The following is an 11,618-nucleotide window of genomic DNA, read 5'->3' on the forward strand; positions in this document are numbered from 1 at the left end:
AGACCATGATCGAACCCGGAATCTACAAGGAAGTCATGGGCTCCTTCCCCTCGGGGTGACCGTGGTCACCACCCTGGACGCCGCGGGCGGCATCGTCGGCATCACCGCCAGCGCCTTCAGCGCGCTGTCGATCGACCCGGCGCTGGTGCTGTTCTGCCCCAACTACGCCTCGGACACCTACCCGATCCTGCGCGACAGCAAGCAGTTCGCCATCCACCTGCTGTGCGCCGACCAGCAGGCCGAGGCCTATGCCTTCGCCGGCAAGGGCAAGGACAAGGCCAAGGGCATCGACTGGTACCTGAGCGAGCGGGGCAACCCGCTGCTGCGCAAGGCCACGGCGATCATCGAGTGCGAGCTGTGGCGCGAGTATGACGGCGGCGACCACGCCATCATCGTCGGCGCGGTGAAGAACCTGATCCTGCCCGAGCAGGCGGTGACGCCCATGGTCTACCACCGCGGCAAGCTCGGCGCCCTGCCGCAGCTGGCCTGATCGTCACGCCCCGTGGGAGCGAGCCTGCTCGCTCCTACAGGTAGCGGAGAAACACTGACGCAGGGTGGCGTTGAGCGAAGCGATACCCATCACCACGGCCGCATGAGTTTCGCAAGCTCGACCCCTCCTGCGAGAAGCACCTCGGAGCAGCCGGCAGACAGTTGCTCCTACATGAAAGCAGGAGCATGCGATGAGCAACGAGAAATACGACAAGGGCCTGGCCATCCGCACCCAGGTGCTGGGCGAGGCCTACGTGAACAGGTCGCTGGCCGCCGCCGACGAGTTCAGCAAGCCGCTGCAGGAACTGGTCACCGAGTACTGCTGGGGCCACGTCTGGGGCCGCGAGGGTTTGTCGCTGAAAGAACGCAGCATGATAAACTTGGCGATGATTTCGGCCCTCAACCGGCCGCACGAACTGAAGCTGCACATCCGCGGCGCCCTGCGCAACGGGCTCAGCCGCGAGCAGATCCGCGAAATCCTGCTCCAGGTCGGCATCTACTGCGGCGTCCCGGCGGCGGTCGACAGCTTCCGCCTGGCCCGCGAGGCCTTCGCCGAGGCCGATGCCGAGACCCAGGGCTAGGCCGCTTCACCCCCTACGGACAGCCATAACCAGAGCGGACCACATGAAACGCTTGCCCCTCGACGATAGCTTCAAGGTCAACCGCAACCCCGTGACCCTGCGCGAGATTGTGCTGGACAAGCTGCGCGGCGCCATCCTCAACTTCCAGTTGCTGCCGGGCGACCGCCTGGTGGAGCGCGACCTCTGCGACCGCCTCGGCGTCAGCCGCACCTCGGTGCGCGAGGCCCTGCGCCACCTGGAGTCCGAGGGGCTGGTGGAGTTCGCCGACGCCAAGGGCCCGCGGGTGGCCATCATCACCCTGGAAGACGCCTGCGACATCTACGAGCTGCGCTGCGTGCTCGAGGGCATGATCGTCCAGCTGTTCACCCTGAACGCCAAGGCCAAGGACATCCGCGCCCTGGAGCGCGCCCTCGAGGAGAACCGCAAGGCCCTGGAGGAAGGCGACCTGCAGCAGGTGCTGGATTCGGTGCAGGGCTTCTACGACGTGCTGCTGGAAGGCTCGGGCAACCGCATCGCCGCCACCCAGCTGCGCCAGCTGCAGGCGCGCATCAGCTACCTGCGCGCCACCTCGGTGTCCCAGGCCAACCGCCGCGGGGCGAGCAACCAGGAGATGGAGAAGATAGTCGCGGCGATCAAGAGCGGCGACCCGGCGGCCGCGCACCAGGCCTCGGTGGACCACGTGCGCGCCGCGGCCAAGGTGGCGCTGGACTACCTGAAGTCCAAGCAGGAAGAGGGTGGCAAGGTCCGCGAGATCGCCACCCCCATCGTCCTCAAAGAGCCGCGCATAGGACGCTGACGCCATGCCCGCCCCGCGCTTCTGCCCGCAGTGCGGCGGCGACCGGATGGAGCGCCGCCAGCCGCAGGGGGACACCCACGAGCGCCTGCTGTGCGGCGCCTGCGGCTACATCCACTACGAGAACCCCAAGGTCATCGCCGGCTGCATCATCGAGCGCGACGGCCAGTACCTGCTGTGCCAGCGCGCCATCCCGCCGCGCCCCGGCACCTGGACGCTGCCGGCCGGCTTCATGGAAAGCGGCGAGACCACCGAGCAGGCGGCCCTGCGCGAGGTCTGGGAAGAGAGCGGCGTGCGCGCCGAGATCCTCTCGCCCTACTCCATCTTCAGCGTGCCGAAGATCAGCGAGGTGTACATCATCTTCCGCGCCCAGGCGCTGGAGATCACCGACGCCTATGGCCCGGAGACTCTGGACCGGCGCTTCTTCGCGCCTGAAGACATTCCCTGGGAGCAGATCTACTACCCGGCGATCCGGCAGATTCTCGAGCGCTACATAGAAGAACGCCAGGCCGGGGTGTACGGCATCTACATGGGCAACGACGACAGCGGGAAGATTCACTTCATTCGCTGAGCTTCCTCTTTTGTAGGAGCGAGCTTGCTCGCGAACGGAGTTTCCCGGCCGCACTGGTGTTTGAGGGTGATCTCGTCCCCTCTCCCTGAAGGGAGAGGGCTGGGGAGAGGGAGCGGAGCCAACCGCAAACACCATAGTTACCGGGTGGCACCGTTCGCGAGCAAGCTCGCTCCTACGAAAGACCCCTCCCTCAGAGCTCAACCCCCTCGACGATGATCACCTCCGCCTTCGCCGCCCCCTGCCGTTGCGCCCAGGCCTCCTGGTATTCCTTCGAGCGGTAGCAGGCCAGCGCCTGGTCGTAGGAGTCGAACTCGATCACCACGCTGCGCTGCGGCGTCGGGCGGCCCTCCAGGGCCTCGGAGCGGCCGCCGCGGGCGAGGATGCGGCCGCCGTACAGGGCGAAGGCCGCTGGCGCGCGGCGGGTGTATTGGCTGTACTGCTCGGGGTCGGTGACGTCCACGTGGGCGATCCAGTAGGCCTTCATGGCAACCTCTTGGTGACAGTGATTTTGTGTATGATGGTATACCAAAATAATCTTCCCGCCATACCCCGGAGCCGGCCATGCCGTTCAATACCACCGAAGAAATCATCGAGGACTTCCGCCAGGGCCGCATGGTGCTGCTGGTGGACGACGAGGACCGCGAGAACGAGGGCGACCTGCTGCTGGCCGCCGAGTTCTGCACGCCCGAGGCCATCAACTTCATGGCCCGCGAGGCGCGCGGGCTGATCTGCCTCACCCTCACCGAGGAGCACTGCCTGCGCCTCGGCCTGGAGCAGATGGTGCCGAACAACGCCAGCCCCTACTCCACCGCCTTCACCGTCTCCATCGAGGCAGCCACCGGGGTGACCACCGGCATCTCCGCCGCCGACCGCGCGCGCACCGTGCAGGCCGCGGTGGCGCCGGGGGCCAGCGCGGCGGACATCGTCCAGCCCGGGCACATCTTCCCGCTGCGTGCCCGCGAGGGCGGCGTGCTCACCCGCGCCGGGCACACCGAGGCCGGCTGCGACCTGGCGCGCCTGGCCGGGCTGACCCCGGCGGCGGTCATAGTCGAAGTGATGAACGACGACGGCAGCATGGCCCGCCGCCCCGAGCTGGAAGCCTTCGCCACGCAGCACGGGATCAGGATCGGCACCATCGCCGACCTCATCCACTACCGCCTGAGCACCGAGCACACCGTGCGGCGCATCGGCGAGCGCGAGCTGCCCACGGTGCACGGCAGCTTCCGCCTGGTGACCTTCGAGGACCGCATCGAGGGCGGCGTGCACATGGCCATGGTGATGGGCGACATCGACCCCGCCGAACCGACCCTGGTGCGCGTGCACGTGATCGACCCGCTGCGCGACCTGGTCGGCGCCGAGTACGCCGGGCCGAAGAACTGGACGCTGTGGGCGGCCCTGCAGCGCGTGGCCGAGGAAGGCCGCGGCGTGGTGGTGGTGCTGGCCAACCACGAGTCGTCCCAGGCGCTGCTGGAGCGCGTGCCGCAGCTCACCCAGCCGAGCCGGCCGTTCACCCGCTCGCAGTCGCGCATCTATTCGGAGATCGGCGCCGGCGCGCAGATCCTCCAGGACCTGGGCGTGAGCAAACTGCGCCACCTCGGCCCGCCGCTGAAATACGCCGGCCTCACCGGCTACGGGCTGGAAGTGGTGGAAAGCGTGCCCTTCGACGACTGGAAGCCGGCCACCGAGGCCTGACCACCGGTCGGCCGATGCTGGCCGCCGGCCAGCTCGCGGGCGCCCGGACGTGTGGATAAACGCTAGAAAAATCAGTCGATTGCCGCCATCGGGCGGCAACCGAAAAGCCGCCAGGGATGGCGCCAACCGGCAATCCACGGGACCTGGAACGGGGCGAAGGCTTGCAGAAAGTTTGGAATACCATAATATGACATTCCGTAGGCCGACGATTGTCTCGGCGCCCCCCGAACACGGGACAGCCTGAACAACGCTCCGGACAAGGCCGACCCTGACAGGCCCAGATGGCCACTGCTCCTGATGGGCAGGCACACAGCGCCTGCCCGCGCACAAACACAACAACGAGGGCATGTACATGGTGTTCAAGAAACGTGCAGTCGCGGCGACTCTCGCCGCCATCCTGGGCCTGGCCGGCACCGCCGCCAGCGCCGCCGACGCCATCAGCTTCGTGAGCTGGGGCGGCACCACCCAGGACGCCCAGAAACAGGCCTGGGCCGAGCCCTTCAGCCAGGCCAGCGGCATCCGCGTGGTGCAGGACGGCCCCACCGACTACGGCAAGCTCAAGGCCATGGTCGAAAGCGGCAACGTGCAGTGGGACGTGGTGGACGTGGAGGCGGACTTCGCCCTGCGCGCCGCCGCCGAAGGCCTGCTGGAGCCGCTGGACTTCAACGTCATCAAGCGCGAGCGCATCGACCCGCGCTTCGTCTCCGACCACGGCGTGGGCTCCTTCTACTTCTCCTTCGTGCTCGGCTACAACCAGGGCAAGGTCGGCGGCAACGCCCCGCAGGACTGGAGCGCGCTGTTCGACACCAAGACCTACCCGGGCAAGCGCGCCCTGTACAAGTGGCCGAGCCCCGGCGTGCTGGAACTGGCCCTGCTGGCCGACGGCGTGCCCGCCGACAAGCTCTACCCGCTGGACCTGGACCGCGCCTTCAAGAAGCTCGACAGCATCAAGAAGGACATCGTCTGGTGGGGCGGCGGCGCCCAGTCCCAGCAGCTGCTGGCCTCCGGCGAGGCGACCATGGGGCAGTTCTGGAACGGCCGCGTCTACGCCCTGCAGCAGGACGGCGCGCCGGTGGGCGTGAGCTGGAAGCAGAACCTGGTCATGGCCGACTTCCTGGTGGTGCCCAAGGGCTCGAAGAACAAGGACGCGGCCATGAAGTTCCTGGCCGAGGCCTCCAGCGCCAAGGGCCAGGCCGACTTCGCCAACCTCACCGCCTACGCCCCGGTCAACCTCGACAGCGTCGGCCAGCTCAAGGGCGACCTCGCCCCCAACCTGCCGACCGCCTACGCCAAGGATCAGATTACCCTCGACTACGCGTACTGGGCCAAGAACGGCCCGGCCATCGCGGCACGGTGGAACGAATGGCTGGTCAAGTGAAGCTGACGGCCGCTCCCCACGGCCGCTCCACTCCCGTCGACGGCGCCGCGCGCGCCGCCGACGCGGTGCAAACGAGGTCGCCGATGAAGCCGCAAGGCGTGTCGCCCTGGCGCGGCTCGGCCAAGCTGCTGCCGGCCCTGCTGTTCCTCGGCCTGTTCTTCCTCGCCCCGCTGGTCGGCCTGCTGCTGCGCGGCGTGCTCGAACCCACCCCGGGGCTGGACAACTACGCCCAGCTGTTCGCCAACTCGGCCTACACGCGGGTGCTGTTCAACACCTTCGCGGTGGGCGCGCTGGTCACCCTGATCAGCCTGCTGCTGGGCTTCCCCCTGGCCTGGGCGATCACCCTGGTGCCGCGTGGCTGGGGCCGCTGGCTGCTGAACATCGTGCTGCTGTCGATGTGGACCAGCCTGCTCGCCCGCACCTACTCCTGGCTGGTGCTGCTGCAGGCCTCCGGGGTGATCAACAAGGTGCTGATGGCCCTGGGCATCATCGACCAGCCGCTGGAACTGGTGCACAACCTCACCGGCGTGGTGATCGGCATGAGCTACATCATGATCCCGTTCATCGTGCTGCCGCTGCAGGCGACCATGGCGGCCATCGACCCCATGGTGCTGCAGGCCGGCTCGATCTGCGGCGCCAGCCCCTGGAGCAACTTCTTCAAGGTGTTCCTGCCGCTGTGCCGGCCGGGGCTGTTCTCCGGCGGGCTGATGGTGTTCGTCATGTCCCTGGGCTACTACGTGACCCCGGCGCTGCTGGGCGGCGCGCAGAACATGATGCTGCCGGAATTCATCGTCCAGCAGGTGCAGTCCTTCCTCAACTGGGGCCTGGCCAGCGCCGCCGCGGCGTTGCTGATCCTGATCACCCTGGTGCTGTTCTACGTCTACCTGAAAGTGCAGCCGGAATCCCCGGTCGGCGCCAGTAACGCGAGGTAAGCCGCCATGCTGCTCTCCCCCAACGCCATGGGCCCGCGCCTGCGCGGCGGGCTGTACCTGGTCACCGGCCTGATCGCCGCCTTCCTGCTGCTGCCGATCGTGTTCATCGTGCTGCTGTCGTTCGGCTCCTCGCAGTGGCTGGTGTTCCCGCCGCCGGGCTGGACGCTGAAGTGGTACACCCAGTTCTTCGCCAACCCCGAATGGATGGACGCCGCCCTGGCCAGCCTCAAGGTGGCGGTGCTGACCACTGTCTGCGCGGTGGCCCTGGGCCTGCCGACCGCCTTCGCCCTGGTGCGCGGCAGGTTCCCCGGCCGCGAGCTGCTCTACGGCCTGTTCACCCTGCCGATGATCGTACCGCTGGTGATCATCGCCGTGGCGGTGTACGCGCTGTTCCTCAAGCTGGGCTACACCGGCACGCTGTTCGCCTTCGTGGTCAGCCACGTGATAGTCGCCCTGCCCTTCACCATCATCTCGATCATCAACTCGCTGAAGCTGTTCGACCAGTCCATCGAGGACGCCGCGGTGATCTGCGGCGCCTCGCGCCTGCAGGCGGTGTTCAGGGTGACCTTCCCGGCCATCCGCCCGGGCATGGTCGCCGGCGGCCTGTTCGCCTTCCTGGTGTCCTGGGACGAAGTGGTGCTCAGCGTGATGATGGCCAGCCCCACCCTGCAGACCCTGCCGGTGAAGATGTGGACCACCCTGCGCCAGGACCTGACCCCGGTGATCGCCGTCGCCTCGACGCTGCTGATCGGCCTGTCGGTCCTGGTGATGCTCGCCGCCGCGCTGCTGCGCCGGCGCAATGAAGTCAGCGCCTGAGCGCGAGGAGTCAGACAATGAGTGCCGTCATCCAAGAAACCGCGCCGGGCGGGACCCTGGTCAGCCTGCGCAACCTGAACAAGCACTACGGCGACTTCACCGCCGTGGACAACATCAACCTCGACATCCGCGACGGCGAGTTCCTCACCTTCCTCGGCTCCAGCGGCTCGGGCAAGAGCACCACGCTGTCGATGCTGGCCGGCTTCGAGACGCCCAGCAGCGGCGAGATCCTGGTGCAGGGCCAGTCGCTGGTGAACGTGCCGCCGCACAAGCGCGACATCGGCATGGTGTTCCAGCGCTACTCGCTGTTCCCGCACCTGTCGGTGCGCGACAACATCGGCTTCCCGCTGGACATCCGCAAGCAGAAGGGCGACGCGCGCGAGCGCCGCGTCGACGCCATGCTCAAGCTGGTGCAACTGGAGAAGTTCGCCCAGCGGCGCCCGGCGCAGCTTTCCGGCGGCCAGCAGCAGCGCGTGGCGATCGCCCGCGCGCTGGTCTACGAACCGCGCATCCTGCTGATGGACGAACCCCTGGGCGCGCTGGACAAAAAGCTGCGCGAGGACCTGCAGGACGAACTGCGCCACCTGCACCGGCGCCTGGGCATCACCATCGTCTACGTGACCCACGACCAGGAAGAGGCCATGCGCCTGTCCCAGCGCATCGCCATCTTCAGCCACGGCAGGATCGTCGGCCTGGGCAGCGGCTACGATCTCTACCAGAACCCGCCGAACACCTTCGTCGCCTCCTTCCTCGGCAACTCCAACTTCCTCCGCGTGCAGGCCCAGGGCAACGCCGCGGCGCGCTTCGAGAGCAGCGTGCTGGGCATCCGCCCCACCGGCGGCCTGCGCGAAGGCCAGGACCTGGTGCTGATGGTGCGCCCGGAGAAGGCCCTGGCCCTGACCGCCGAACAGGCCGCCGCGCAGCCCCTGCAGGCCGGCTGGAACGAACTGGGCGCTACGGTGCAGGAAGTGGTGTTCCTCGGCGAGAGCCAGACCTGCAGCGTGACCACCGTGGGCGGCACCCAGCTGACCCTCAAGGCGCTCTCCGGCGGCCAGCCGCTGCACCCGGGCTGCCCGGTGCGCGTACGCTGGGCGGCGGCCGACGCCTGCGTCTACGGCGAATGGAACGAGAGCGACCTGGTCAAGGGCGCGCACTGATCCTTTGAAGTCCCTTGCGCCCCCGGCCGTTGTGGCGGCCGGGGGCTTTTTTTGCCTGCGGCTCCCGCTCCATGTTTCCCCGTAGGAGCGGACCCTACCCACACCATTCCCTGTAGGAGCGCGCCCTGCGCGCGAAATCGCGGGCAGGGCCCGCTCCTACAGGTTGACACCGAACGCCGAATGGCCCGTAGGGCGAATAACCGTTCGCGGTTATCCGCCGTTGGCCGTGCTACCGAGGTGTCCTCCTACATCCGTGCGTCCTGAAACCGTAGGACCTTGTCCGCGATTTGGCGGATAACGCCATAGGCGTTATGCGCCCTACGGGGAGCCCGGGAGCTTCGTGGCTTCGCCTCGCGCCGAACGGTCCCCTCTCCCTGAAGGGAGAGGGGCTGTCCCGAGCAAGCGGATAACGCAGCGTCAGCCGGCAAACTCGTAGGGCGAATAACCGTTCGCGGTTATCCGCCGTTATCCGGGGCACCGGGGCGTCCGGCGTGGCCGGTGAACCCCATCGCGGACGGAGTCCGCTCCTACGTCCGTGCGTCCTGGAACCGTAGGAGCGGACTCCGTCCGCGATCTTGGCTACGAACCGTGCCGGCGGATGGCTCCGTGCGGCAAAAAAAAGCCCCGCCAGAGCTGCTCTCGGGGCGGGGCGGAGAGTGGGACGAGGAATCAGTCGGCCAGGCCCAGGCGGCCCTGCAGGCTTGCGCGGGCCTGGCCGCGGGTGGCCAGGCAGTAGTACAGCGGGCAGGTCACCAGCAGGCCGGCCAGCCAGGACAGGTCGGCGCCTTCCAGGTAGTTGGCGTAGGGGCCGACGTAGAGCGCGGTGTTGGCGAAGGGCAGCTGCACCAGGATGCCGATGGCGTAGGCGACGATCGCGTGCGGGTTGAAGCGCCCGTAGATGCCGCCATCGGCGCGGAAGATCGAGGCGATGTCGTAGCGGCCGCGCTTGACCAGGTAGAAATCGATCAGGTTGATGCAGGCCCAGGGCACCAGGACCAGCAGCAGGGTGAGGATCAGCCCGATGAACTGCGCGATGAAGTTCGCCGAGGCGCTCAGCGCCACCAGGCAGCTACCGGCGAGCACCACCGACGACAGCGCCACGCGCAGGCGCACGCTGGGCGTCCAGGTGGCGGCGAAGGTCTGGATCGAGGTGACGATGGAGAGCACCGCGCCGTACAGGTTCAGCGCGTTGTGGCTGATGATGTTGAGCAGGAACAACACCATCAGCGCCGGGCCGAACACGCCGGTGGCCTGCTTCACCGCGGCCATGGCCTCGGTGCCTTCGGGGGTGGCCAGCACCGCCACCGCGCCGAAGCTGAACGACAGGCTGGTGCCCAGCACCGCGCCCAGGAAAGTGGCGAAGAACGGCCTGGCGATGCCGACGCTGGCCGGCAGGTAGCGCGAGTAGTCCGAGGTGTAGGGCGAGAAGCTGACCTGCCAGATGATCCCCAGGCACAGGGTGGCGACGAAACCGGAGAGGTTGAAGCCGCCGCGGCTGAAGAAGTCCGCCGGCAACTGCTGGCAGAAGATCCAGGCGAAGCCCAGCAGCAGCGCGCCGCCCATCACCCAGGTGCCGATGCGGTTGAGGGTGTGGATGAAGCGGTAGCCGATCACGCCGATGGCGGTGGCGCCCAGCGCGCCGAGCAGGATGCCCGCCGGCAGCGGCACGGCCGGGGCGATGCTGTGGATCGACTCGCCGGCCAGGACGATGTTGGAGATGAAGAAGCCGAGGTAGATGAGCGCGGTGAAGAACACGATCAGCAAGGCGCCGTAGCGGCCGAACTGGCCGCGGCTCTGGACCATCTGCGGGATGCCCAGCTGCGGCCCCTGGGCCGAGGCCAGGGCGATGCCGACGCCGCCGAGCATGTGCCCGAGGAAGATCGCGACCAGGCCCCAGAGCAGGTCCAGGTGGTAGACCTGGACCACCATGGCGCCGGTCACCACCGGCAGGGGCGCGATATTGGTGCTGAACCACAGGGTGAACAGGTCGCGGGCACGGCCATGGCGCTCGGCCGGGGGCACGTAGTCGACGGTATGGTTCTCGATGAGCGGGGTGGACTCGGTGTGGGACATCTTCTGGCTCGCTGCGGATGGCCGGGCGCGGGCGCGGAGCGGCCGGCCACATGGCCGACGGCGTTCCACTGCGGGCGCGGACAGTCGGGAATCGGGATTGCAGGAATCAGGCCACGGGCGGCCTGGTGCGGGACCGGCGGTGCCGGGGCGGGTGCAACCTCGGGGAATCATCGAGCCAGGCCCCTTCGGAGGCGCGGCGGGGGAACATCATGCACAGCATCTTCTTGTCTTCTTTGTACGAAAGCTACGTATGTATTTGCTTCGGCAGCAGGCCCCGTAAAGGGCTGGCAGGCACGCCTGGGCGAAGACCATATTATGGTATTCCAAAATTCCGGCAAGCCTTTTCCCCACCAGCAGCCCCGACCTGGGGCTATCCAGGCGGCCATCCAGGCCCCTCGGAGAACCGCTGAAACCCTTGCCGCCCGAGGGCTTGAGCCCGGAGAACGACGTTCGTCGGCAACCGACTGGCGGTCATCCCGGGGCTTGAACTTTCAGTAATACGGTATACCATCAGACGAAAATAATTCCTCCAACGCCCGCCCCCCGTGGCAGCAGGTACCCGCAATGATCGACGCCAACCTCTACAAGCAAGTCATGGGCTCCTTCCCCTCCGGCGTGACCGTGATCACCACCCTGGACGAGGACGGCCAACTGGTGGGCCTGACCGCCAGCGCCTTCAGCTCGCTGTCGATGGACCCGGCGCTGGTGTTGTTCTGCCCCAACTACAGCTCCGACTCCTACCCGGTGCTGATCCGCCGCAGGCAGTTCGCCATCCACCTGCTCTCCGCCGAGCAGCAGCGCGAGGCCTACAGCTTCGCCAAGAAGGGCAAGGACAAGGCGCAAGGCATCGACTGGCAACTGAGCGAACTGGGCAACCCGCTGCTGGAAGGCGCCACCGCGGTGATCGAGTGCGAGCTGTGGCGCGAGTACGAAGGCGGCGACCACGCGATCATGGTCGGCGCGGTGAAGAACCTGGTGGTGCCGGAACAGCGGGTGCAGCCGATGGTTTACTGCCGCGGGAAGATGGGGGCGCTGCCGGCGCTGGCCTGATACCCGTAGGGCGCATAACGCCTACGGCGTTATCCGCCAAATCGCGGACAAAGTCCGCTCCTACGGTTCCAGGAAGCACGGTCGTA

General features: G+C 67.6%; 10 protein-coding genes and 2 pseudogenes. 10 read left to right on the forward strand and 2 right to left on the reverse strand.

The genetic code is table 11. The features are described 5' to 3' along the window. The first annotated feature begins 5 nt into the window (after positions 1-5). The 4 genes and pseudogenes from PKO50_RS29220 to PKO50_RS29235 all read left to right on the forward strand — a co-directional run bounded on the left by PKO50_RS29220 (position 6) and on the right by PKO50_RS29235 (position 2,434). Positions 6-490 (forward strand): annotated as a pseudogene (locus PKO50_RS29220) (flavin reductase family protein). A gap of 190 nt (positions 491-680) precedes the next feature. Continuing rightward, a complete protein-coding gene (locus tag PKO50_RS29225; RefSeq protein ID WP_089391078.1) occupies positions 681-1,070 on the forward strand; it encodes a carboxymuconolactone decarboxylase family protein in 390 nt (129 codons plus the stop codon). 43 nt (positions 1,071-1,113) lie between these two features. Continuing rightward, a complete protein-coding gene (locus PKO50_RS29230) occupies positions 1,114-1,866 on the forward strand; it encodes a GntR family transcriptional regulator (protein ID WP_089391079.1) in 753 nt (250 codons plus the stop codon). 4 nt (positions 1,867-1,870) lie between these two features. After that, positions 1,871-2,434, forward strand: coding sequence for an NUDIX hydrolase (locus PKO50_RS29235; protein WP_275627967.1), 564 nt, complete (start codon positions 1,871-1,873; stop codon positions 2,432-2,434). Between the two features lie 190 nt (positions 2,435-2,624). On the opposite strand, the gene PKO50_RS29240 is transcribed toward PKO50_RS29235, so the two are convergent. Continuing rightward, positions 2,625-2,918, reverse strand: a complete 294-nt coding sequence (locus PKO50_RS29240) for a DUF1330 domain-containing protein (RefSeq protein ID WP_275627968.1) — start codon at positions 2,916-2,918, stop codon at positions 2,625-2,627. A gap of 77 nt (positions 2,919-2,995) precedes the next feature. Between PKO50_RS29240 and ribBA the strand changes: the two genes are divergently transcribed. The 5 genes and pseudogenes from ribBA to PKO50_RS29265 all read left to right on the forward strand — a co-directional run bounded on the left by ribBA (position 2,996) and on the right by PKO50_RS29265 (position 8,409). Next, on the forward strand, positions 2,996-4,126 hold the full coding sequence (ribBA, locus tag PKO50_RS29245; protein WP_275627969.1) for a bifunctional 3,4-dihydroxy-2-butanone-4-phosphate synthase/GTP cyclohydrolase II: 1,131 nt from the start codon (positions 2,996-2,998) through the stop codon (positions 4,124-4,126). 352 nt (positions 4,127-4,478) lie between these two features. Beyond that, on the forward strand, positions 4,479-5,504 hold the full coding sequence (locus tag PKO50_RS29250; RefSeq protein WP_275627970.1) for an ABC transporter substrate-binding protein: 1,026 nt from the start codon (positions 4,479-4,481) through the stop codon (positions 5,502-5,504). A gap of 107 nt (positions 5,505-5,611) precedes the next feature. Then, positions 5,612-6,436, forward strand: a pseudogene (locus PKO50_RS29255) (ABC transporter permease); the annotation flags it as partial. 6 nt (positions 6,437-6,442) lie between these two features. After that, the gene (locus tag PKO50_RS29260; RefSeq protein WP_089391084.1) at positions 6,443-7,252 is read left to right on the forward strand and encodes an ABC transporter permease; all 810 of its coding nucleotides are present in this window, start codon (positions 6,443-6,445) and stop codon (positions 7,250-7,252) included. A 17-nt stretch (positions 7,253-7,269) separates the two neighbouring features. Beyond that, positions 7,270-8,409, forward strand: a complete 1,140-nt coding sequence (locus PKO50_RS29265; protein ID WP_275627971.1) for an ABC transporter ATP-binding protein — start codon at positions 7,270-7,272, stop codon at positions 8,407-8,409. Positions 8,410-9,078: 669 nt separating this feature from the next. On the opposite strand, the gene PKO50_RS29270 is transcribed toward PKO50_RS29265, so the two are convergent. Continuing rightward, entirely contained in the window at positions 9,079-10,482 is a 1,404-nt protein-coding gene (locus PKO50_RS29270; RefSeq protein WP_275627972.1) for a cytosine permease, read from the reverse strand. Between the two features lie 564 nt (positions 10,483-11,046). On the opposite strand from PKO50_RS29270, the gene PKO50_RS29275 reads away from it, so the two are divergent. After that, a complete protein-coding gene (locus PKO50_RS29275) occupies positions 11,047-11,532 on the forward strand; it encodes a flavin reductase family protein (protein ID WP_089391087.1) in 486 nt (161 codons plus the stop codon). Positions 11,533-11,618 lie beyond the last annotated feature (86 nt).

The organism is Pseudomonas sp. 273, from assembly GCF_029201425.1.
GTDB classification, from domain to species: Bacteria; Pseudomonadota; Gammaproteobacteria; order Pseudomonadales; family Pseudomonadaceae; genus Pseudomonas; species Pseudomonas delhiensis.